This window comes from Methylorubrum rhodinum, from assembly GCF_014199935.1.
In the GTDB taxonomy this organism is placed as follows: Bacteria; Pseudomonadota; Alphaproteobacteria; order Rhizobiales; family Beijerinckiaceae; genus Methylobacterium; species Methylobacterium rhodinum.
This window is the reverse complement of record NZ_JACHOP010000003.1, coordinates 65774-88060: the sequence shown is the minus strand read 5'-3', so window position 1 is coordinate 88060 and position 22287 is coordinate 65774. Positions and strand designations below refer to the sequence as shown.

Genomic DNA, 22287 nt, shown 5'->3' with positions numbered 1-22287 from the left:
GGCAGAAACCGTGCCAGCCCGCGTCAGGCCGAGCCCTTCACGCCCTCGACGAGGTAGTTGGTCTTCTCCAGCTCGGCGGCGTTCTCGGCCAGCGCCTTGCCGGAGCCGGCGATCTCGTTGCCCTTGTTGTCCTTCAGCGGACCCTTGATGATGGCAAAGCCCCCCTTCATCATCTCGGCCTTGACCGCGTCGGCGTTCTTCCGCGCCTCCTCGGAGACGGCGGGGCCGTAGGGGCTCATCTTCACGAACCCATCGGGCAGGCCGCCGCGCAAGAAATTCGGCGGGGCCTTGCCGGCCTGCATGTCGACGACGAAGCCCTTGTAGATCGAGGCCCAGTTCCACTCGGCGCCGGTGAGGTACTTCCCCTTGGCCAACGCCGACTGGTCGGCGTGGTAGCCGCAGACGAAGGCGCCGCGGCGCGCCGCGGTCTCGACCACGACCTTCGGGCTGTCGACGTGGCAGGTGACGACGTCGGCGCCGCCGTCGATCAGGGCGTTGGTCGCCTCCGCCTCCTTGACCGCGAGCGACCACTCGCCGGTGAAGATGACCTGCACGGTGATCGACGGATCGACGCTGCGGGCGCCGAGCAGGAAGCCGTTGACGTTGTTGAGCACCTGCGGAATGGGCTTCGCTGCAACGAAGCCGAGCTTCTTCGACTTCGAGGCATGCGCCGCGACGATGCCGTTCAGGTACTGGCCCTGCGCGATGTAGCCGAAATACGAGCCGGCGTTCTTCGGGTTCGCCTCGGTCCAGAGGCCGCCGCAATGGCGGAACTGCACCTTGGGGTTCTTCTTGGCCTCGATCAGCACGTGCGGATCGAAATAGCCGAACGAGGTCGGGAAGATCAGGCCGGCGCCGTCCAGGTTGATCATGCTCTCCATGGTCTTCTGGACGTCGGTGGTCTCGCGGACGTTCTCCTCCTCGACCACCTGCACGCCGGGCAGCGCCTTCAGCGCGGCGGCGCCTTGCGCGTGGGCTTGGTTGTAGCCGTAATCGTCCTTGGGCCCGACATAGATGAAGCCGACCGTGAGCGGGCCGGCCGCCCGTGCGCGACCGAACGGCAGGGCGCCGAGCGAGAGCGCGGCCGCGCCGCCGAGAAGATGCCTGCGGGAGAGGGGAGGGACTGCCACGGTTTTCGATCCGTCTCGACTGCGCTGACACCTGCCCTGCAAGAGCCGGACCTGTGCCTGCACCGATCGAACCGGAATCGTTCCGCTGTCATGATCGCCGGTCCGTCCCGCGTGAGCGGGGACGCGACGGCCGATGCGCCCAACACGTCATCGGTGCATGCACGATTAAGCGCCAATTCGATGCGGTGCATGCATCTCGGAGGCAGGCGACCGTGGCTCGCGGTTCAGGTCACCGGCTCGGCGTGAACACCTGTCCCAAGGCGGCCGGGGCGAGCGAGCCGCCCTGGCGCCGGCCGAGCGACAGGAGGACCAGGGCCAGGATCGTCGCGAGGTAGGGCATCGCGGACAGGAGCTGGCCCGGCAGGCCGAGTCCGGCGGCCTGGGCGTGGAGCTGGAGCACGGTGGCCCCGCCGAAGAGCAGCGCCCCGGCCGCGACCCGCAGCGGGCGCCAGGAGGCGAAGACGACGAGCGCCAGCGCGATCCAGCCGCGCCCGGCCGTCATCGCCGGGGCCCAGAACGGCGTGTAGGCGAGCGAGAGATAGGCGCCCCCGAGCCCGGCGCAGGCGCCGCCGAACAGCACCGCCAGGAAGCGGACCCGGCGCACCTTGAGGCCCAGCGCGTGGGTCGCGCCGGGATCGTCGCCGATGGCGCGCAGCGCGAGACCCGCCCGCGTACGCCACAGGAACCACCAGACGCCCGCCACCAGCGCCAAGGCCGCGTAGACGAAGGCGTCCTGCCCGAACAGCAGGTGCCCGACCCCCGGCAGGTCGGTGAGGCCGGGAAGGTGGAGATGGGGCGCCGGATCGCGCTTCATGCCGACATAGGACGCCCCGACGAGCCCGGAGAGGCCGAGGCCGAGGATCGTCAGCGACAGGCCCGCGGCGACCTGATTGGCCGCGAGCCCGACCGTCAGGATGCCGAACAGGGCGGCGAGCCCGAGGCCCGCGCCGGCCCCGGCCCCTGCGCCGAGGGCGGTCGATCCGGTCTCGACGGCGACCGCGAAGCCGGCGGCGGCACCGAGCACCATCATGCCCTCGACGCCGAGATTGAGCACGCCGGAGCGCTCGACGACGAGTTCGCCGATGCCGGCCAGGATCAGCGGCGTGGCCGCCGTCAGCACCGTGACGAGCACCATCTGGACGATGTCGGGAGTCATCGCTCCTCCTACGGCGTGGCGCCCGCCGCGCCGCCCGGCACGATCCGGACATGGTAGCGGGCGAGCACGTCGGCGCCGAGCACGAGGCCGAGCAGCAGCCCCTGGAAGGCCCGGGTGAGGTCGAGGGGCAGCTTGAGGTCGATCTGCGCGCCCTCGCCGCCGATCGTCGTGAGGGCGATGACGAGGGCGGCGATCAGGATGCCCGGCGGTGAGAGGCGCCCGAGGAAGGCGACGATGATCGCGGTGAAGCCGTAGCCCGGCGAGATCTCCGGCTGGAGCTGGCCGATCCGGCCGGCCACTTCGAGGATGCCGGCGAGCCCGGCCGCGCCGCCGGAGATCGCGAAGACCGCGAGCGTCAGCTGTCCCTTCGAGAAGCCGGCGAAGCGCGCCGCCCGTGGGCTCGCCCCGACGAGGCGAACCTCGAAGCCGAACAGGGTGCGGGACAGCACGAGCCCGGCGAGCGCCAGCGCCAGGGCGACGACCAGCACGCCCGCATGCAACGATTCCCCCTCCGCGAGGTAGGGGAGCCGGGCCGCCGCGTCGAAGCTCACGCTCTGGGGAAAGTTGTAGCCCTGGGGATCGCGCAAGGGCCCGCGGACCATGTAGTCGAGCCCGAGCTGGGCGACGTAGACCAGCATCAGGCTGGTCAGGATCTCGGACACGCCGAGCCTGACCTTCAGCAGCGCCGGGATCATCGCGTAGGCGAGGCCGGCCAGGGTCCCGGCGGCGAGCATCGCGGGCAGGATCCAGAGGGTGAACCCCTCCGCGCCGTGGGTCGCGATGGCGACCCAGCCGCCCGCGAGGCCGCCGACGACGTACTGGCCTTCCGCGCCGATGTTCCACAGGCCGGCGCGGTAGCAGAAGGTCAGCCCCGTCGCGATCAGCGCCAGGGGCGCGGCTTTCAGGACCACCTCCTGCAGGGACCAGACCTCGCTCAAGGGCGCGACGAAGTAGGTCAGGAAGGCCGCCCCCGGGGAGACGCCGAGCGCCGACACGGCCAGTCCGCCGACGAGCACCGCGGCGGCGAAGGCGAGCACGGGGGAGAGCGCGTCGAGCCAGGGCGAGCGGCGGGCGCGGGGGACGAGGTCAAGGCGCATGGGCCGCCTCCCGGATCGCCGCGCGGGCGGGCAGCGCGACCGTGTCCGCGCCGGGCTCGTCCGCGCCGCCCATCAGCAGGCCCACCGCCGCGCGGCTGGTCCGCCCGGTCGGCACCGGGGCCGAGAGCGTGCCGGCATGCAGCACGGCGATGGCATCGGCGATCTCGAACAACTCGTCGAGATCCTGGCTGATCACGAGGATGGCGGCGCCGCGCCCGGCCAGATCGATCACCGCCTGCCGGATCTGCGCGGCGGCGGCCGCATCGACGCCCCAGGTCGGCTGGTTGACGACGAGGAGGCCGGGCTCGGCCAGGATCTCGCGCCCGACCACGAATTTCTGGAGGTTGCCGCCCGAGAGCGTGCCCGCCGCCGGATCGGGCCCGGCCTTGCGCACGTCGAAGGCCTCGATCACCCGCCGGGCGAGGTCCTGCGCTGCGCCGCGCTGCAGCAGGCCGAGCCGGGCCAACGGCGCGGTGGCGTGGCGCGACAGCAGCGCATTCTCCGACAGGCGCATCGACGGGGCGGCGGCGTGGCCGTTGCGCTCCTCGGGCACGAAGGCCGCGCCGCAGCGGCGGCGGGCGTTGATGCCGCGGCGCCCCACCGGCGCGCCGTCGATCCGGACCGAATCCGGCCGGGGCGCCGGGGTCTCGCCGGAGAGCGCGGCGAACAGTTCCGCCTGCCCGTTGCCGGCGATGCCCGCGATGCCGAGGATCTCGCCGCCCGCCACGCTCAGGGACACGTCGCGCAGCGGCGTGGCGTGCAGGCCCGGCGCGGGCAGGTCGAGGCGCTCGACGCGCAGCCGTTCGCGGCCCCCGGCGGGCGGCGCCTTCGGCGTCACGGCGCGCACCTGCGTGCCGACCATCAGGGCGGCGAGCGAGCGGGCGGTCTCGTCTTGCGGGTTGCAGGCGCCGACGACCCGCCCCCCTCGCAGGATGGTGGCGCGGGTGCAGAGGCGGCGCACCTCGTCGAGGCGGTGCGAGATGTAGAGCAGCGCCCGGCCCTCGTCGCGCAGCCGCTCCAGCACCGTGAACAACCCTTCCGCCTCGCCCGGCGTCAGCACCGAGGTCGGCTCGTCGAGGATGATCAGCTTGGGGTCCTGCAACAGGCAGCGCACGATCTCGATGCGCTGGCGCTCGCCCGCCGAGAGCGACCAGACCGGCCGATCGGGATCGAGATGCAGGCCGTACTCGCGTCCGAGCCGGGCGATGCGCTCAGGCAGCGCCCGGCCGCCCAGGGACTTCGGCATGACGAGCGCGATGTTCTCGGCGACCGTCAGGTTCTCGCACAGCGAGAAGTGCTGGAACACCATGCCGATGCCGAGCGCGCGGGCGGCCTCGGGGCTCGCCAGCCGCACGACGTCGCCGCGATGCGTGACGACGCCCTCGCTCGGCTCCAGCAGGCCGTAGAGGATCTTCATCAGGGTCGACTTGCCCGCGCCGTTCTCGCCGAGCAGCGCGTGGATCTCGCCGGCCCTGATCTCCAGGTCGACGCCGTCGTTGGCCGTGAAGGCGCCGAAGCGCTTGACGATGCCGTAGGCGGCAAACAGCGGCGTCGGCCCCGATCCGCTCACCGTCAGAACACGTGGACGGAGATGCCGGCGAGGAACGACTTCTCCTCCGCGCCCGGACCGGCGCCGCCCTGCGCGAAGCCGATGTCCTTGTCGACGCCGAACTTGTTGCGCCAGTACTGGAAGCCGACGAAGGCATCGAGCTTGCCCGGCTGGTTCCAGACCAGCTTGCCGATGTCGAGCACGAGGTTGGTGCGCGACAGGAACTCGACGTTGGTCGGCGCGGTGCCGGGGATGCCGCCGTTGCCTTTCGGCAGGACGATGTTGTTGAAGCCCGCGAGCTTCAGCGGAAAGCCGCCGAGGAACCCGTCGAGGGGGAAGCTGTAGACGATCTCGAACTCGGGAACCGTGTTGAACTCGACGCTGCGGAACGGCTCCGGCACGAAGCCGTTCCGGTTCCACTCCTTGTAGGCGTGCACCGCGACGTTGAGGAAGCCGGCCGGAACGTCGATGGCGAAGGAGAGGCCGCCGACCACGTCGCGCTTCATCGGCCCGAACACGGTGTTCTTGGCGTTCATGTCGAAGCCGAAGGACAGCGACACGTCCTTGATCAGGCCGGGATAGGCGAAGAACGTCGCCCCCGTCAGCTTGGTGAGGCTGAGCGTGCCGCGATACAGGCCGTAAGCCTCGGTCGCCCCGTAATCGTAGACGACGTTCGCGCCGCCCGGACCGTTCGAGGTCCCGGCCGGGTCCTGGCTGCCCGACTTCAGGATATCGAGGGAGAAGAAGTTGGTGCCGTATTCCCACGCGTCGGCGTGGGAGATGTTGAGGATGTGCTTGGGGATGTCGCGCCCGGCGAGCGGGTCGGCGCTCTTGGTGCTGGGGATGCCCGGCTCCGAGGCCGGGAACGAGTAGCGGTAGCTGACCTGCGTGTCGGCGAAGAGGAAGAACGACACCGGCTTCACCGGCACGGCCTCGACCGGCGCGACCGTCTTGCGGACCTTGTCCATCCCCGGATCGGCCGCGAATCCCTGCCCGGCCATGGCCAGCGACATCGCCGCCGCCAATCCGGCTGTGAGCCCCCTCGCGAGCATTGTCGCACTCCTTCTTCGAAAAGCCTGAGGCGGCGGGCAGCAACCGATATGCCACCGGATCACGTCGCCGCGAACTTGGGGCGGCGCGTCACATAATCGCAACAATTCGGCTCGGGACGGGCGCAAGGCCGTGAAAAGTCCGTCGCGGACGCGCCGCAGGGCGCGATAATCCAGATGTCGACCCCGCGACGAGGCGGAATGTCGTGCCTGAAATTCGGCCAATACTCTGCCGAATCCGCGCGCTTCCGCGCCGTTGCCCGCCGCGATGCGGACACGCGCCCGGCCCGACGACGAAACCCGCAGGCTCCGCCGGTCAATCGCTTCCGGCCGGGGAGCGACGCGCTTGCGGGACCGGCGAAACTCGGCTTTACCGGGCGTGTTCCGCGTCCGTCCGGGGAGGCCCGCCGCGCCGCCGGGGCCCGAACGGACGCTGCGGGAACGGGCGCCTGGCACCCGGTCGGCGCATCCGCATCCGCATCACGAGGCGAGATCAGAGTGCCCGCGTCCCGAACCCGCGCCGAGAGCCTCTCCGACGCGATCGCCGACGCCATCCTCTCGGGCACCTTCCCGCCGGGCACGCATCTCGACGAGAAGGTCCTGGCCGCGCGCTTCGGCGTCTCGCGCACGCCCGTGCGCGACGCGCTGCGCCTGCTCAACGGGACCGGACTGATCGTCCTGCGCCACCGCTTCGGCGCCACGGTGCGCACGATCACGCCCGACGAGCTCGACATGATGTTCATCGCCATGGGCGAGATCGAGGCGAGCTGCGCCCGCCTCTCGACGCTCGCCATGACGCCCGGCGAGCGCGGCGCCCTCCAGAACCTCCACGAGCGGATGGGCCTGATGGCTCAAGGGGAGGAGCGGGAGGCCTACATCGCCGCCAATCAGGAGTTCCACGAACGCCTCTACGAGGGGGCGCACAACGCGGTGGTCGAGGAGATGGCCCGCGGCCTGCGCCGGCGGCTGACGCCCTACCGGAAGGCCCAGTTCCGCGCCCCGGGCCGGCTCGCCCGCTCGCATGCGGAGCACGGCCTCGTGGTGCGCGCCGTCCTCGCCCGCGAGCCGGCCGCGGCCAACACCGCGATGCTCGTCCACATGAGCGTGGTCGAGGACGTGTTCGAGACGGTCGATGCGGCCGATGCCCTCGCCCGCGGGGCCGCGGCGGAGACCGCGCGGGCGCCACGCGCCCGGACCCTCGCGAACCGGCCCGGCGCGACGGCCCGCGATCGGCGCTGACGCCCCGGAGGATCGCCCCGTCCGAGGACCGTCACCCACCGCGCGGGCCGGTGACCGCAAGGCTGCTTACGCGGGCGCCATTCCGTCGCAACTTCGCGCAGCCGAGTGCATGGTTTGGGCACTGATTTTCCGGTTCGTGCATACATGATGAGGGCGATTCGGGCCCGTCCGAACGGCCCGCGAGACTGCCCATGCCCGTCCTCGACGCCGAACCGTCCCCGCTGCCGATCGACCTCGCGACTACGGCGCTCGTCATCATCGACATGCAGCGCGACTTCCTGGAGCCCGGCGGGTTCGGGGAGAGCCTCGGCAACAACGTCTCCCTGCTCGCCGCCGCCGTCCCGCCGACGCGGGCGCTGCTCGACGCCGCGCGGGCGGCCGGCCTCCTCGTCGTGCACACACGGGAGGGCCACAAGCCCGACCTCTCCGACGCGCCGCCGGCCAAGCGGGAGCGCGGCGAGCCGACCGTCCGGATCGGCGAGCCGGGCCCGATGGGCCGCATCCTGATCCGCGGCGAGCCCGGCCACGACATCATCCCGGAACTGGCGCCCCGCGACGGCGAGCCGGTCATCGACAAGCCGGGCAAGGGCGCCTTCTACGCCACCGGCCTCGCGGGCGTTCTGGAAGCGCGCTCCGTCGCCACGCTGCTCGTCTGCGGCGTCACCACCGAGGTCTGCGTGCACACCACCGTGCGCGAGGCCAATGACCGCGGCTACCGCTGCGTCGTCGTAGCCGACGCCTGCGGCTCGTACATCCCGGCCTTCCACGAGGCCGGGCTGGCCATGATCAAGGCCCAGGGCGGCATCTTCGGCTGGGTTTCCGATTCCACCTCGGTGATCGCCGCCCTCGGCGCCCGCTGACCCGTTCTCCGGCCCTTCAGCGGCCAGACCTCACGAGGAGAGCATCATGGCCGAGACGATCGCCCCGACGGGCCAAAGGTCGAGCGGAGGCGGGGGAGGCCCCGCGCTCTGGGTCGCGGGCGACTGGAACGCCTTCTTCGGCTTCGGCACCAACATCCTCGTCAACATGCTGGTGCTCACCGGCCTGCTGCGCTTCGTGCTGGGCATGCCGGACGCGATCACCTTCGGGCGCATCCTGCCGGCGATCGGCCTGATGCTGTGCCTCTCGACCGCCTATTACGGCTGGCTCGGCTACCGCCTCGCCAAGGCAACGGGACGCGACGACGTCTGCGCGCTGCCCTCAGGGATCAGCGTGCCGCACATGTTCATCGTCGTGTTCGTGATCATGCTGCCGATCAAGCTCGCGACCGGCGATCCGGTGAAGGCCTGGGAGGCGGGGCTGACCTGGGTGTTCATCCAGAGCTTCATCCTGATGATCGGCGGCTTCGTCGCCCCGGTGATCCGCCGCATCACCCCGCGCGCCGCGCTGCTCGGCACGCTCGCGGGCGTCTCGGTGACCTTCATCGCGATGCGACCGGCGCTCGAGATGATCCAGACCCCGGTCATCGGCCTCGTCGCGTTCAGCCTGATCCTGCTCGCGTGGTTCGGCGGCCTGCGCTATCCCGGCCGCCTGCCCGCCGGCCTCGTGGCGATCCTGTTCGGGATGGCGGTGGCCTGGGGCGCCAAGCTGTTCGGGCTCGATCTCGGCGGCGTCTCGGGGCCCGGCCTGACGAGCGCGCTGTCGGGCATCGGCTTCGCGGTGCCGATGCCGGCGGTGGGCCACGTCTTCTCCGGCTTCGAGTTCATCGGGATCATCCTCGTCACGGCGATCCCGTTCGGCATCTACGATCTCGTCGAGGCGATGGACAACGTCGAGAGCGCCGAGGTCGCGGGCGACGCCTACCCGACGACGCGGGTGCTCACCGCCGACGGCGTGGTCAGCCTGATCGGCTGCCTGATGGGCAACCCCTTCATCAACGCGGTCTATATCGGCCATCCCGGCTGGAAGGCGATGGGCGGGCGGATCGGCTACTCCTTCGCCACCGGCATCGTGATCCTGCTGCTGGCGTGGCTGAACCTCGTCTCGCTGCTCTCCAGCCTCGTGCCCGTCGTCGCGATCTCGCCGATCCTGCTCTACATCGGCATGCTGATCGGCGCGCAGGCCTTCCAGGAGACGCCGCACCGGCACGCCCCCGCGATCGTGCTCGCCTTCGCGCCGCATCTCGCCGCCTGGGCCAAGACCCTGATCGACGGGGCACTCGGCGCGGCCGGCACCAGCGCGGCGGCGGTCGGCCTCGACAAGCTGGGGCAGGTCGGCGTGCTCTATCACGGCCTCGAAGTGCTCGGCGAGGGGGCGATCCTCGGCGGGCTGGTCCTCGGGGCGATCGCCGCCTGCATCATCGACCGCGACTTCCTCAAGGCCTCGGCCTTCGCGGCGACGGGCGGCGTCCTGACCTTCTTCGGCTTCATGCACGGGCCCGCGGTCGGCTTCGCGGTGATGCCGGGCCTCGCGCTCGCCTACCTGATGGTCGCCGGGCTGCTGTTCGCGGCGGCCCGCGGCGTCTCCGTCCCGGCGATGGCGCGGCCGGTGCATGCGCCGGCGGAGTGACGGCGGAACGGTGGAGCGGCGAGCGGCATGAGCGACGGACCCGACGAGCCGGCCTTCGATCCGGAGGCCTACGCCGCCGCCGCGTCCGGTGCCCTCGGACTGAGGCTCGATCCCGTCTGGATCGCGCCGGTCGCGGCCAACCTGCGGGTGCTGCACGCCGCGGCCGGTCTGGTCGGCGCCTTCCCGCTGCCTGACGAGGCCGAAGCCGCGCCGGTCTACGAGGCGTGAGCGCGATGACGGACGTGACGGACTGGGGCACGGCCCCGGCGGCGGGGATCGCCGAGGCGGTCGCGGCCGGCCATGTCGCCGCCCGCACCGTGACCGCCGCCGCGCTGGAGCGCATCGCCCGCCTCGACGGGCGCGTGAACGCCTTCACCGACGTGCTGGCCGAGCGGGCGCTCGCCCGGGCCGATACGATCGACGCGGCCCGCGCCCGCGGCGCGGCGCTCGGGGCGCTGGCCGGCGTGCCGTTCGCGGTCAAGAACCTGTTCGACGTCGCCGGCCTGCCGACGCGGGCGGGCGCCCGGATCAACCGCGAACGGGCGCCCGCGACCCGCGACGCCGCGCTGATCGCGCGCCTGGAAGCGGCGGGCGCGGTGCTCGTCGGTGCCCTCAACATGGGCGAGTACGCCTACGACTTCACCGGCGAGAACGTCCACGACGGCGCGAGCCGCAACCCGCACGACCTCGGCCACATGTCCGGCGGCTCGTCGGGCGGCTCGGGCGGGGCTCTCGCCGCCGGCCTCGTGCCGCTGGCGCTCGCCTCGGACACCAACGGCTCGATCCGGGTGCCGTCGGCCTTCTGCGGCTGCTTCGGGCTGAAACCCACCTACGGCCGGCTCAGCCGGGCCGGCACCTTCCCCTTCGTCGGCAGCCTCGACCATCTCGGGCCGATGGCGCGCTCGGCCCGCGATCTCGCGCTGGCCTACGACGCCATGCAGGGGCCGGACGCCGCCGACCCGGTCTGCACCGCGCGCGCGCCGGACCCCGTCGCCCCGCGCCTCGGCGAGGGCGTGTCCGGCCTGCGCATCGCGGTGGCGGGGGGATACTTCGCCCGAGGCGGGGAGGCGGACGCCTTCGAGGCCGTCGCCCGCCTCGCCCAGGCTCTCGGCGTCACCCGCACGGTCGAGATCCCGGAGGCGGCGCGCGCCCGCGCGGCGGCCTACCTGATCACCGCCGCCGAGGGCGCCGCGCTCCATCTCGACCGGCTGCGGTCGCGGGCGCAGGATTTCGACCCGGCGGTGCGCGACCGGCTGCTCGCGGGCGCGATGCTGCCCGCCCCCTTCGTCGAGCGGGCGCAGCGCTTCCGCCGCTGGTACCGCGCCGCCGTGCTCGCGCTGTTCGAGGAGGTCGACGTGATCCTCGCCCCCTCGACGCCGTGCCGGGCGCCGCGCTCGGGCCAGACGACCTTCGTGCTCGACGGCGTCGAATGGCCGGTGCGGCCGAATATCGGCCTGTTCACCCAGCCGATCTCGTTCATCGGCCTGCCGGTCGCCGCGGTGCCGGTGCGGCTCGACGACGGCCTGCCGCTCGGCGTGCAGGTGATCGCGGCGCCCTGGCGCGAGGACGTCGCCCTGCGAGTGGCGCACCATCTGGAACGCGAGGGTCTTTCGCGCGCGCCCGTGGCGGTGCTGGCGTGAGCGCGATGGTCATCGACGATCCCGCGGTGAAGGCCGAGGTCGAGGCCGTGTTCGCGCTCTACGAGGCGGCGCTGGTCGGCAACGACGTGGCGACGCTGGAGCGCCTGTTCCACGACGATCCCCGTACGATCCGCTACGGTGCCGCCGAGAACCTCCACGGCATGGAGGCGATCCGCGCCTTCCGCCGCGCGCGGCCTCCGCAGGGGCTCGCCCGCACCCTCGAAGGGACGGTCATCACCACCTACGGGCGCGATCTCGCCGTGGCGATGACGCTGTTCCGGCGCGATGCCGCCCCCGGCCGGATCGGGCGCCAGAGTCAGACCTGGATCCGCTTCCCCGACGGCTGGAAGGTCGTCGCCGCCCATGTCAGCGTCATCGACGAGCCCGCCTGAAGGCTCGATCCGAACGGGCCGGCGCGCGTCCCGGCCCCGAGGGCTCGGCCGACCCATGCTTCGGACTGCGAACCTTACCCTTATAGCGATCGGTGCGGGCGGGGACTCACGGGTTTCCGGGGGAGGGGCGGGTGTGATGCGATGCGGCGGGCCAGGAGGTTCGCCATGTCGAAGGTCTTGGACCTGCGCGAGGATTTCGATGCCGATGGTCTATGTTTCTGTGCCGCATCGTCTTTTTCCGAAAGCCAAAAAACCACCTTTCGGAACGATGCTCTAGCGGCGCTGGGCGCGGCTCAGCGGCCGAGTCCACCGGCCGGCGCGGGGGCGAGCGCCCCTCGTCGAGGCGCCTCGATCCGGAACATCCGGCCGGTCGTGAAGGCGAAGGCGTTGACGAGGCCCATCGCGACGAAGCCCGCCGCCAGGGCGGCGAAGGTGCCGCCGGGGCCGGGCACGGCAGCCGCCGCGATCCAGGCCCCGCCCAGCGCGACGCCCATCCGAAGCAGGCTGGCGGCGACCGGCCAGCCGACGCGGCCGGCTCCCTGGGCGGCGAAGTACAGGGCCAGGGCGAAACCGAAGAACCCGTAGAACGGGCCGACGATGCGCAGGTAGAGCGCGCCCGAGGCGAGCATCGCCGGATCGCTCCCGAACAGGCCGAGCCACGCGGCCGGATGCAGGGCGGCCGTCAGCCCGATGGCCTCCGTCAGGAGTCCGGCCACGACGGCGCCGGTCAGGGCGGCGCGGCGCGCGCGGGCGTGGTCCCCGGCGCCCAGAGCCGTGCCGACGATGGCCGCGATGGGCGAGCCCAGGCCGAACACGAGGGGAACCAGGAGGTATTCGAGCCGCGCGCCCGTCCCGTAGCCCGCGACGGTGGCCGGCCCCGCCGCTCCGACGAAGGCGGTCGCCGCGATGACGGTGACGTTCGAGGTCACGGTGGCGATGCCGGAGAGCGCGCCGATGCGAAGGATCTCCCGGGAGGGCGCCCAGGTCAGGCGCGGCGGTCGCCGGCTCGGGGCGAGCACGCCGCGGCCCGACCAGAGATAGGCGGCGAAGACCGCCGAGCCGACGGCGTAGTAGGCCACGAAGGCGAGGCCGCCGCCCGCGATGCCGAGGGCGGGGAGCGGCCCCCAGCCGAAGATCAGCGCGGGCGAGAGCGGGATCAGCACGAGCGCCCCGGCGCAGGTGACGGCGGCCGGGAGCCCCATGTTGCCGGTGCCGCGGATCACCGCGGACAGCGCGTTGAACAGCCAGATCAGGACGGCTCCGCCGAGGACGACCTCGGCGTAGGCGGTGGCCGCCGCCAGCGAGCCGCCGCTTCCGCCCATCAGCGCGTAGAGCGGCGGTCCGAGGGTCAGGGCGAGGAGCGTCGTCACGAGGCCGAGCCCGAGCGCGATGCCGAGGGCGTGCCAGGCGAGCAGGCCGGCCGGGACCGGCCGCCCGGCCCCCAGGGTCCGCGCGACCGCGGACTGGATGCCGCCGCCGATGCCGCCCGCGGAGATCATCTGGACGAGCATCACCACTGGGAAGACGATGGCCATGCCGGCCAGGGCATCCGTGCCGAGCGCGGCGACGAAGTAGGTCTCGATGAGGCCGACCGAGGTCTGGACCAGCATCACGAGGATGTTCGGCGCGGCCATCCGCGCCATCAGCGGCAGGATCGGCGCGTCGAGGAGGCGCCGTGTCCGGATGTCCATCGCCGGTCGGTCGTGGACGACTTCGCCCGAGGGCGACGCCTTCAGGGGCGCCGTGACAGGGTCGCCCGCTTCGTCGCGTCCGGTGAACGAACGGGTCATGGTCATGTCTCCGCTTGTCCGGGCGGCTGCCCACGTGGATCGGGCGAGGCAACGGGTCCGGCGCGACGGGTGAGCGCTAGAGCATCGTGCTGGATATCGGATCCAGCACGATGCTCTAATTTCCTGTGCCGCATCGGCTTTTTCCGAAAGCCGGTTCCCACCTTTCGGGCCGATGCTCTATTCCGCGTCGGCGGCGCGCAGGTGGAAGCTCGGCATCGCGGAGTTGCCCTTGGCGACCTCGGCGACGACACCGAGCTGCCCTTCGGCGACCCAGATCCGTCCGCCGACCGCCGTCAGCCCCGTCGGCCCGGCGAACTGCCGCAAGGTGTCGATCCTGGCCACGTCGCCGTTGACCGTGACCCGGCTCAGGGCGCCGCTGCCCTCGACCATCAGGAATCCGTCCCCGTAGGCGCGCAGGCCATCCGGAAAGGTCAGGGATCGGCTGGTCCCGAGTTGCCTGACCGCGCCGGCCCGTCCGTCCTTCACCTCGATGCGGAACAACTCGCCGCCCAGGAAGGTGTTGACGTAGAGGTTCCCGTCGGCGCCGAAGGCGATGCCGTCGAGCCCCTTCTTCAGGGCCTCGTTCTCCACGAACACGTCGAGCGTCGTGGCGCCCGGCGTCAGCCGCAGGATCCGCGGGGCGAAGGTGTCGGTGACGTAGAGCGTCCCGTCCTTGCCCACGGCGAAATCGTTGGCGAGGGTTCGGTCGCCCGGCAGTCGAACGCTTCGCTCGAGTGCGCCCGTCGCGAGATCGAAGGCCTTGACCCACCCGCCTTCCGTCGTGGTCGGCCCCGTCGCCCCGAGGGCGGTCGCGTCGTTCGAGGCGACCCAGAGGAGGCCGCGCGCCGCGTCGGCCAGGAGGCCGAAGGTCGAGCGCGTCCCATGATCGCCGGGCTTCAGGAAGGCGGTCGTGACCGCCCCGTTTCCCGTGATCTTGAGCACGCCCCCGTCGGCGATGCTGCTCACGAACAGGGTCCCATCCGCGAGCGAGGTCACGCTCTCCGGGAACCGGCTGCTGTCCGGCAGGCGGATCGCGTCCGCCCGGTCCTGGGCGGCGGCGGGCACGCTCAGCCACGCCAGGGCGACCGACAGGATCGCGGCCCCGACGGCGTGCCTCGAACCGACCCGGCGCCTGAACGGATCCGACGGCGCGTCGGCGGATCGACGGGGCGCGAGACCGCGATGCGCGTCGGCCGCCGCGCGCCCTTCGCTCGACGGAGTCCGGATCGGGTCGGTCATGGGTGTCGAACTCCCGTGGTGATCCGGTTCGGCCCGAGCCCATGCCGGGTCGTTACAGGCATATAAATTACGATTGAAATTTATTTCTGCAAGGTGCCGCTGTCAATGGCTCTCGCGCGCCCGCCCGAAAAGCCTGCAGTCAGGTGGTCGGCGCCGGTGCCGAAACCGACCGACTCGGCCGGCGGGGCTCGGCGGCGTCACGCCGCCGTGACGGTCACTTGGTGACGGCGTCTCGGGCGGCCTCGATCAGGTCGTTCGCCAGCACCTCGTCATCGACCGCCCGCGCGAGGACGACCGCACCGACCAGTGTCGACAGGTGGGCCAGGGACCGCTGACGGCGGCGCTCCCTGGAGGCCTTCGGGATCAGGTCCGCCAGGAGGCCGGCGAGGTGCCGGACACCTTGGGTGAAGCGTGAGCGCACCGCGCTGCCCGATGGCTCCCGGGCGACGTCGTTCGCGAGCGCCGCGAGGGGACATCCCTTCCCGGGAGTCCGGACGTGGCCGAGGGACAGGTAGTTCGAAACCAGGGCGTGCTGCGTGCCGCGGTACTCCTCGGCGAGCGCTGCGTCGAACGCCTCGACGGCCAGGGCGTCCTTGTTGGTGAATTGCCCGTAGAATCCGCCATGGGTGAGGCCGGCGGCGGCCATGATGTCGGCGACCCCGACGCCGTGGATGCCGCGCTCCCGGAAGAGGGCCGCGGCGACCTCCACCACGCGCTGACGATTGAGCTTGGCCTGCTCCTGCGAGACTCTCGGCATACCCGCGTCCTTCCGCCTTTCTCTCCCTGTACATATATATGTAAATCATCATGTAAACAGGGGTGGTTCGAGAAAGAGCGAGGCAAAAGAGGCGTCGGGGTCCTGGCCGATCCCGACGGAAATGTCCGGTCGCAACGGGGCGAGGTCGTCGATGCGGCCGACCGTGCGATGCCCGTCTCGGGGCGGGCCTGCGAGTGCGATCACAGCATTCCGTATCTCATCGGCAAGGCGACAACCGCACGCGCCCTCGAAGGCGCGTGCGATCGCGTTCCGAGCCTCTCCGTCGGAGGGGCCTCAGATCGTGGGAAGTGCCGCGGGCGCAGCCTCGACGGAATCGACGGCCTGCGCCTCGCCCGGCCGACGCACCCGAAACCAGAGGGCGTAGAGGGCGGGCAGGAACAGCAGCGTCAGCAGCGTGCCGACGCCGACGCCGCCGATCAGCACGTAGGCCAGCGCCCCCCAGAACACCGAATGGGTCAGCGGGATGAAGGCCAGCATCGCGGCGGCCGCCGTCAGGATGACGGGGCGCGCCCGCCGCACGGTCGATTCGACGATGGCGTCGTAATCCTCGAGACCCACCGCCTGGTCGTGATGGATCTCGTCCACCAGGATCAGGGTGTTGCGCATCAGGATGCCCGACAGGGCGATCAGGCCGAGGATCGCGTTGAAGCCGAAGGGCTGCTGGAAGATCAGCAGCGTCGGCACGGCCCCCACCAGCCCGAGCGGGGCGGTGGCGAACACCATGAACATGGTCGTGAACGAGCGCACCTGCAGCATGATGACGGTGAGCGTCACGATCAGCATGATCGGGAACACCGCGACGAGGGCCGTCATCGCCTTGCCGCTCTCCTCGACCGATCCGGCCGTGTCGATGCGGTATCCCGGCGGCAGTTTGGCCTTGATCGGGTCGAGCAGGGGGACGACCTGGGCGTGGATGTCCGGCGGCTGGAGGCCGTCGAGCACGTCGCCCTGGACGCGGATATAGGTCTCGCGGTTGTAGCGCTTCAGGACCGCGTCCTCGTTGCTGCTCTCCAGCCGCGCCACCTGCGAGACCGGCACCTGCCGTCCGTCCTTGGTGGTGAGCGTCAGGTCGCCGATGTCGCCGAGGGAGCGCCGCTCGGGGCCGGGGCTGCGCAGGACGACATCGACGGAGCGCAGGTTCTCGCGCACCTGGGTCGCGGGCGTGCCGTTGAGGTAGCTCTGCAATTGCTGGCCGGCCTCCTTCGGCGTCAGGCCGATCAGGCGCAGGCGCTCCTGGTCGAAGGCGAGGCGCAGGGTCGGGGTCTTGTTGCCCCAGTCGAGATGCACCATCCGCATGTTGGGATTGCGCATCATCGCGCCCCGCACCTCCTCCGCGATGCCGCGGATCACGTCGAGGTCGGGTCCGACCACGCGGAAGGCGACCGGAAAGCGCACGGGGGGGCCGAACACGATCTGCAGCACCCGCACCCGTGCCTCGGGGAAGCGGCCCTCCTCGACGAGCGCGCGCACCTTCACGCGCAGCGCGTCGCGGGCGTGGGAATCGGCGGTCTGGACCACGATCTGCGCGAAGGCGGGATCGGGCAGTTCGGGATCGAACGAGAGCACGAAGCGCGGCATGCCCTGGCCGATGTAGCTCGTGATCTCCCTGGCTTCGGGTAGGTCGCGCACGGCTGCCTCGATCGTCTTCACCGTGGCCTCGGTGGTCGCGAAGGCGGAGCCGGCCGGCAGCGTCACCTCGACGATGAGTTCGGGCCGCTCGGAGTTCGGAAAGAACTGCTGCTCGACACGGCCCATCCCGACCACGGCCAGCCCGAACAGCCCGACCGTGATGCCGGCGGCGATCCACTTGTGATCGACCGAGAGCCGCACGATCCGGCGCAGGCGCTGGTAGTTCCTCGTGGCGTAGATCGCCCCGTGCCCGCCTTCCACTCGTCTGATGTTCGGCAGCAGCTTGACGCCGAGATAGGGCGTGAAGGTCACCGCCACGATCCAGGAAATGATCAGCGAGAAGGCCACCACCCAGAAGATGTTGCCGGCATACTCGCCCGCCGTGGAGGCGGCGAAGCCGACGGGCAGGAAGCCCGCGATGGTGACGACGGTGCCGGTCAGCATCGGCGCGGCGGTCGAGCTCCAGGCATGGGTCGCCGCCTCGATCCGGTCGTAGCCCTCCTCCATGCGCACGACCATCATCTCGATGGCGATGATGGCGTCGTCCACGAGCAGGCCGAGCGAGATGATCAGGGCGCCGAGCGTGATGCGGTCGAAGTCGCGGCCCGTCAGCAGCATCACCACGAACACCGCCGAGAGCGTCAGCGGCACGGCGAGCGCCACCACGATGCCGACGCGGAAGCCGAGCGCCACGAGGCTGACGAAGATCACCACGCCGAGGGCGGTGAAGAATTTCACCATGAACTCGTGGATGGCCTCGTCGATGACCTTCGCCTGATCGGTGATCTTGGTGAAGCCGAGGCCGGTGGGCATCTCATGATGGATCGCCACCTCCTCGGCGTTGAGGGCCGCGCCGAGGGTCAGCCCGTTGTAGCCGGGCTTCATCACGAGACCGAGGATCAGGGCCGGCTCGCCGTCGTTGCGGATCTCGAAGGCCTTGGGGTCCTCGTAGCCGCGCTTGACCTCGGCGATGTCGCCGAGCTTGAGGCTGCGGTCGCCCGCCGCCACCGGCAGGTTGCGGATCGCGTCGAGCCCGTCGATGGCGCCGTCCAGGCGCAGGTACACGCGCGGGCCCGCGGCCTCGACGAAGCCCGCGGGGGTGACGTCGTTCTGGCTGGCCAGCGAGGCCAGGAGTTGCTGGCCGGTGATCCCGAGGGTGGCGAGACGCTGATAGGAGATCTCGACGAAGATCTTCTGGGCCTGCTCGCCGAGGATGTTGATCTTCTCGACGCCCGGCACCCGCAGCAGGCGCTGGCGCAGATCCTCGGCGCGCAGCACGAGGGTGCGGTGCGGCAGGCCCTTGGCCTGGAGCGCGTAGAGGGAGAAGTAGACGTCCGAGAACTCGTCGTTGAACAGCGGCCCGAGCACGCCGCGGGGCAGGCTGGCGGTCTGATCGGAGAGCTTCTTGCGCGTCTGGTAGAACTCCGCCTGCAGCTTGGCCGGCGGCATGTTGTCCTTGAAGAAGACCTTCATCAGCATCAGGCCGGGCCGCACGGTCGTCTCGACGCGGTCGTAGTAGACGAGTTCCTGCAGCCGCTTCTCTAGCGGGTCGGCGACCTGCCGCTGCATCTCGTCGGTGGTGGCACCCGGCCACGCGGCCGAGACGGTCATCGTCTTCACCGCGAAGCTCGGATCCTCGGCGCGGCCGAGCCGCTCGAAGGCGAAGAAGCCCGCCCCGGTCAGCGCGATGAGCAGGAACAGCGTGACCGCGCGCTCGCGCACGGCCAGAGCCGAGAGGTTGAACCCGCTCATTTGGCCCCCCCCGTCATGCTGGAGGGCGCCTGACGCACGATCTGCCCCGCCCTGAGGAGGTGGGCGCCGAGGGCCACGATCCGGTCGCCGGGGCTCAGGCCGGAGGCGACCTCCGCGCTCTCCTCGGACAGGCGGGCGATGGCGACGGGCTGCGCCTCGACCGTGCCCGTCGCCGCGTCGAGCCGCCACACGGCCGAGCCCGACCCTGCATCGAACAGGGCGCCGAGCGGCACCGCCACGGAGGCCGGGCGCCCGGCCTCGGCAGGCTTGAGCCGGAGCGTCACGGTGGCGCCCAGCGGCGCGTCCTCGCCGCCGCCGGAGAGGATGTAGCGGGCCCGGTAGGTGCGGGTCGCCGGGTCGGCGGTGGCGGAGAGTTCCCGCAGGCGCGCCGGGTAGGTGGCCTCGCCCTCGGCGTAGAGCGTGGCGGAGGCGATGCCCGTCGCGAGGCGGCGGCTCGCCTCGGGCAGGAAGACTTCCGCCTCGCGGGCGCCGTCACGGGCGAGGCGCACCACGGTCTGGCCGGCGGCGACGACCTGGCCGGGCTCGGAGGGCACCTCCATCACCACCCCGTCGGCGTCGGCCTGAAGCTCGGAATAGCCGGCTTGGTTGGCGATCTGGCTCGCCTGGGCCTCGGCGGAAGCGAACTGGGCGATGGCCGCATCCGCCGCCGCCTTGTTCTGATCGTAGGTCTGGCGCGAGGTCCAGCCCTCGCCGACGAGCTTGCGGCTGCGCTCCTCGTCGGCCCTGGCCTTGATCATCTGGGCCCGTGCGGCCTCGACCGAGGCCCGCGCGGCGTTGAGGGCGAGGGTGAAGTCGGTCCGGTCGAGCCGCATCAGCGGCTGGCCGCGTCGCACGTGGTCCCCCGGATCGACGAGGCGCTCGAAGATCTTGCCGCCGACGCGGAAGCCGAGATTGCTCTCCGTGCGCGCCCGGACGACACCGGTGTAGCGCGCGATCCCGGCCGCGGCCGGGGCGACCTCGACGGTCTGAACCAGCGGCGGGTCGGGCGCCACCGCCGTCTCGCCCGGCGTGCATCCGGCCAGCGCCAAGCCACCGAGCAGAACGAACCATCTCGTGTCCATCGAACGCCTCCCCACCCACGTCCTCGACAAAAAAGATTACGATAAAAATCTATTATGAGGGGGTGGCGGCGTCAATGGAACTCTGTCGAGCGCCCCTCGTCCGGTGCGATGGGACACGTCCCACGATGAGACGGTTGAGGATGGCCCGGGCGCGCTCCTCCATGCTCGATTAAATTAATTATATCATGTATAAAGACCGACCGACACCGCTGTTGAGCTGACGGAAAGGAGCGTCTGAAGTTTCAGGCAATGGCCCGGAACAAGCGGGCAAGGTGGCTCCCCGCCAGTCCGACCCTTCCTTTCGCGAATTTGCAGGGCATTCGGCCTTCCGGGACCGAGCGAGTCCCCTTTCGTTTCCGGACATCCTTTGCGGCGATCGTCCTCCCGCGCGGTGTGGGCCCGCGCGGGAGGACGATCGCCCGGGAATGGCCGGCGACGATCGCGGCCTCCGCTTTCCGTTTCCCTGTCGGGCCGAAACTCAAGACGTCGCGGGCCGGCCCGTTCGGGCTTGAGTCGTCGACACAATCCAAGATAGAGTTCCTCCGCATCGATTCGCGGCGGCGACCCTGCGGGCTCTTCATCCGCAGCACGCGTGCGCAAAACCCTACGGGAACCCGTAGTGCCGGACGCGCACCTGTTCTGGGACGACTTCTTCGGATTTCCGAAGAGGTGCTCCCATGATCCATGTCGTGACTGCGGACAACATGCAAGATTACGCCGGTGCCATGGATCAGGCCTTCCGCCTGAGGCATCGGGTCTTCGTCGAGGAACTCGGCTGGAGCAACCTCGCCCGCCCGGACCGGCGCGAGATCGACGAGTTCGACGACGAGCACGCCGTGCATCTCCTGGCCCTCGACGAGAGCGAGACCGTGATCGGCTATTCGCGCCTCCTGCCCACCACCCGTCCCTACCTGCTGCCGATGGTGCTGCCGCAGCTCTGCGAGGGCGCGCCGCCCTCCGGCGCGCACGTGGTCGAGTGGGGCCGCATCTGCGTGGCCGAGAGCGCCCGCACCTCGGGCCGGCGCCTCAACCCGACCGCCCTCGCGCTGATGACCGGCATCGTCGAGTGGGGCCTGCCGCGGGGGGTGTCGAGCTTCGTCTCCGAGATGCCGACGAGCTGGATCCTGCGCCTGCTGCAGCTCCATCTGCGGGCGATCCCGCTCGGCCTGCCGCACGAGATCGAGGGCGAGGAGATCGTGGCGGTCGAGGCCGCCTTCGACCGGCGCTCCCTGCGCCAGCTCCAGAACAAGCGCGGCGATGCGCGCTCCGTGCTGGCGCCCCCGCGCACGAGCGTGGCGCAGCTGGCCTCGTGACGACGGAACAGGCCCGGAACCGCCGCGCACCGGCACCGCCGGCACGCCGCGGCGGCATCGGGCTTCCGATTTCCTTCAACCTGACGCATCCTGCGCGGGGAGAATTGACGTGAAACGCAGACGCAGTGGTGCAGCGCAGGGCGCGGTGCCGGGATTCGTCAGGACCCTGGCCGAGGCCGGGCTGGTGGGAACCTGGGAATGGGACCCGCCCTCGGGACGCTTCCTCCTCGACGAGGGGGCGGCGGCGCTGATGGCGGGCGATCCGGGGCTCGCCGGACGGCCGCTGCAGAGCGAGCGGGCGACGGCGGGCCTCGAGGGGTCGGATGTCGAGCGCTTCCTCGGCGAGGTCCGCCGCGCCACGGAAGAGGACGACGTCGTTCTCATCGAGCTGTGCGCCGCCGCCCGGCCGCGGCCGCGCCGGCTGCTGTGCCGGGGCCGCATCCTTCGCGATGCTCTGGGCCGTCCGATCCGCGGGGAGGGGACCCTCGTGGACGCCGCCGAGGTCGGGACCGAGGCCCGCGCCGTGCTCGGCCTCGCCGAAGACGCCGCCGGGGCGGCGATCGACGAGGCGGCGGGCCTGCTCATCGCGGCCCGGCGCGCCATCGACGCGAGCGGCAATCCCCGCCTGCGCGATCTCGTCGATGTCGTGCTGCTCGAAGTGGCCCGGGAGATCGCGAGCCGCTCCCAGCCGGCGATGCCGGTGCGGCATTAGCGATCGGCCCGAAACGTCGTTTCCGGCTCTCGGAAAAAGTCGATGCGGCACGAGGATCCGGAGCCTCGTCCGTGACGGCGGCGGGACGGGGGTCGCGTCGCCGCCGCCGCTCCGATCCGTCACCGTTCCGCCGAACGGGAGCGAGCGAGCCCGTGTCGCCTGTTCCTGCAAAGCGTTCTAAGGAGGTCCGGCCGGCGTCTCCACGGGCGCGCTGAAGCCGGACCTTTTCGGC

The 22287-nt window shown here is 71.2% G+C and carries 18 protein-coding genes; 8 read left to right on the top strand and 10 right to left on the bottom strand.

What is annotated here, in order from left to right:
• Positions 1–23 precede the first annotated feature (23 nt).
• From HNR00_RS04810 to HNR00_RS04790, 5 genes are all read right to left on the bottom strand, one after another.
• Complete coding sequence (locus tag HNR00_RS04810; protein ID WP_183565724.1) at positions 24–1130, bottom strand: BMP family ABC transporter substrate-binding protein; 1107 nt, start codon at positions 1128–1130, stop codon at positions 24–26.
• A gap of 229 nt (positions 1131–1359) precedes the next feature.
• Positions 1360–2286 (bottom strand): ABC transporter permease, encoded by a 927-nt coding sequence (locus HNR00_RS04805; protein ID WP_183565721.1) that lies wholly within the window; start codon positions 2284–2286, stop codon positions 1360–1362.
• A gap of 8 nt (positions 2287–2294) precedes the next feature.
• Positions 2295–3383 carry an ABC transporter permease gene (locus HNR00_RS04800; protein WP_183565718.1) on the bottom strand — a complete coding sequence of 363 codons (1089 nt, stop codon included), beginning with the start codon at positions 3381–3383 and terminating at the stop codon, positions 2295–2297.
• A complete protein-coding gene (locus HNR00_RS04795) occupies positions 3373–4953 on the bottom strand; it encodes an ABC transporter ATP-binding protein (protein ID WP_312885997.1) in 1581 nt (526 codons plus the stop codon). The genes HNR00_RS04800 and HNR00_RS04795 overlap by 11 nt, the downstream gene beginning before the upstream one ends.
• Positions 4954–4955: 2 nt before the next feature.
• Complete coding sequence (locus tag HNR00_RS04790) at positions 4956–5984, bottom strand: hypothetical protein (protein ID WP_376770355.1); 1029 nt, start codon at positions 5982–5984, stop codon at positions 4956–4958.
• A gap of 495 nt (positions 5985–6479) precedes the next feature.
• Between HNR00_RS04790 and HNR00_RS04785 the strand changes: the two genes are divergently transcribed.
• The 6 genes from HNR00_RS04785 (at position 6480) to hpxZ (ending at position 11760) form a co-directional block, all read left to right on the top strand.
• The gene (locus HNR00_RS04785) at positions 6480–7220 is read left to right on the top strand and encodes a GntR family transcriptional regulator (RefSeq protein WP_183565715.1); all 741 of its coding nucleotides are present in this window, start codon (positions 6480–6482) and stop codon (positions 7218–7220) included.
• Between the two features lie 191 nt (positions 7221–7411).
• A complete protein-coding gene (locus HNR00_RS04780) occupies positions 7412–8080 on the top strand; it encodes a cysteine hydrolase family protein (protein WP_183565712.1) in 669 nt (222 codons plus the stop codon).
• 46 nt (positions 8081–8126) lie between these two features.
• On the top strand, positions 8127–9728 hold the full coding sequence (locus HNR00_RS04775; RefSeq protein ID WP_183565709.1) for a regulator: 1602 nt from the start codon (positions 8127–8129) through the stop codon (positions 9726–9728).
• Between the two features lie 27 nt (positions 9729–9755).
• A complete protein-coding gene (locus HNR00_RS04770) occupies positions 9756–9956 on the top strand; it encodes a DUF4089 domain-containing protein (RefSeq protein ID WP_183565706.1) in 201 nt (66 codons plus the stop codon).
• A 5-nt stretch (positions 9957–9961) separates the two neighbouring features.
• Positions 9962–11368 (top strand): AtzE family amidohydrolase, encoded by a 1407-nt coding sequence (locus tag HNR00_RS04765; RefSeq protein ID WP_183565703.1) that lies wholly within the window; start codon positions 9962–9964, stop codon positions 11366–11368.
• A gap of 5 nt (positions 11369–11373) precedes the next feature.
• Positions 11374–11760 (top strand): oxalurate catabolism protein HpxZ, encoded by a 387-nt coding sequence (hpxZ, locus tag HNR00_RS04760; RefSeq protein ID WP_183566445.1) that lies wholly within the window; start codon positions 11374–11376, stop codon positions 11758–11760.
• Between the two features lie 293 nt (positions 11761–12053).
• Here hpxZ and HNR00_RS04755 read toward each other — a convergent pair whose 3' ends face one another.
• From HNR00_RS04755 to HNR00_RS04735, 5 genes are all read right to left on the bottom strand, one after another.
• Positions 12054–13451 carry an MATE family efflux transporter gene (locus HNR00_RS04755; RefSeq protein ID WP_183566441.1) on the bottom strand — a complete coding sequence of 466 codons (1398 nt, stop codon included), beginning with the start codon at positions 13449–13451 and terminating at the stop codon, positions 12054–12056.
• Positions 13452–13727: 276 nt separating this feature from the next.
• The gene (locus tag HNR00_RS25425) at positions 13728–14789 is read right to left on the bottom strand and encodes a Vgb family protein (RefSeq protein ID WP_246390299.1); all 1062 of its coding nucleotides are present in this window, start codon (positions 14787–14789) and stop codon (positions 13728–13730) included.
• 214 nt (positions 14790–15003) lie between these two features.
• Positions 15004–15546: a TetR/AcrR family transcriptional regulator gene (locus HNR00_RS04745; protein ID WP_183565700.1), complete on the bottom strand. Its 543-nt coding sequence runs from the start codon at positions 15544–15546 to the stop codon at positions 15004–15006.
• Positions 15547–15840: 294 nt separating this feature from the next.
• Entirely contained in the window at positions 15841–18948 is a 3108-nt protein-coding gene (locus HNR00_RS04740) for an efflux RND transporter permease subunit (protein ID WP_183565697.1), read from the bottom strand.
• Complete coding sequence (locus HNR00_RS04735; RefSeq protein ID WP_183565694.1) at positions 18945–20030, bottom strand: efflux RND transporter periplasmic adaptor subunit; 1086 nt, start codon at positions 20028–20030, stop codon at positions 18945–18947. The genes HNR00_RS04740 and HNR00_RS04735 overlap by 4 nt, the downstream gene beginning before the upstream one ends.
• Positions 20031–20707: 677 nt before the next feature.
• Here HNR00_RS04735 and HNR00_RS04730 point away from each other — a divergent pair.
• Together HNR00_RS04730 and HNR00_RS04725 are read left to right on the top strand one after the other, a co-directional pair.
• Complete coding sequence (locus HNR00_RS04730; protein ID WP_183565691.1) at positions 20708–21343, top strand: acyl-homoserine-lactone synthase; 636 nt, start codon at positions 20708–20710, stop codon at positions 21341–21343.
• Between the two features lie 109 nt (positions 21344–21452).
• A complete protein-coding gene (locus tag HNR00_RS04725) occupies positions 21453–22055 on the top strand; it encodes a hypothetical protein (RefSeq protein ID WP_312885996.1) in 603 nt (200 codons plus the stop codon).
• Positions 22056–22287 lie beyond the last annotated feature (232 nt).

Coding starts and splice junctions, on each gene's coding strand:
- HNR00_RS04805 (WP_183565721.1), bottom strand. CDS start 2,286: ATGACTCCCGACATCGTCCAGATGGTGCTCGTCACGGTGCTGACGGCG.
- HNR00_RS04800 (WP_183565718.1), bottom strand. CDS start 3,383: ATGCGCCTTGACCTCGTCCCCCGCGCCCGCCGCTCGCCCTGGCTCGAC.
- HNR00_RS04790 (WP_376770355.1), bottom strand. CDS start 5,984: ATGCTCGCGAGGGGGCTCACAGCCGGATTGGCGGCGGCGATGTCGCTG.
- HNR00_RS04780 (WP_183565712.1), top strand. CDS start 7,412: ATGCCCGTCCTCGACGCCGAACCGTCCCCGCTGCCGATCGACCTCGCG.
- HNR00_RS04775 (WP_183565709.1), top strand. CDS start 8,127: ATGGCCGAGACGATCGCCCCGACGGGCCAAAGGTCGAGCGGAGGCGGG.
- HNR00_RS04770 (WP_183565706.1), top strand. CDS start 9,756: ATGAGCGACGGACCCGACGAGCCGGCCTTCGATCCGGAGGCCTACGCC.
- HNR00_RS04765 (WP_183565703.1), top strand. CDS start 9,962: ATGACGGACGTGACGGACTGGGGCACGGCCCCGGCGGCGGGGATCGCC.
- hpxZ (WP_183566445.1), top strand. CDS start 11,374: ATGGTCATCGACGATCCCGCGGTGAAGGCCGAGGTCGAGGCCGTGTTC.
- HNR00_RS04755 (WP_183566441.1), bottom strand. CDS start 13,451: ATGGACATCCGGACACGGCGCCTCCTCGACGCGCCGATCCTGCCGCTG.
- HNR00_RS25425 (WP_246390299.1), bottom strand. CDS start 14,789: ATGACCGACCCGATCCGGACTCCGTCGAGCGAAGGGCGCGCGGCGGCC.
- HNR00_RS04745 (WP_183565700.1), bottom strand. CDS start 15,546: ATGCCGAGAGTCTCGCAGGAGCAGGCCAAGCTCAATCGTCAGCGCGTG.
- HNR00_RS04740 (WP_183565697.1), bottom strand. CDS start 18,948: ATGAGCGGGTTCAACCTCTCGGCTCTGGCCGTGCGCGAGCGCGCGGTC.
- HNR00_RS04735 (WP_183565694.1), bottom strand. CDS start 20,030: ATGGACACGAGATGGTTCGTTCTGCTCGGTGGCTTGGCGCTGGCCGGA.
- HNR00_RS04730 (WP_183565691.1), top strand. CDS start 20,708: ATGATCCATGTCGTGACTGCGGACAACATGCAAGATTACGCCGGTGCC.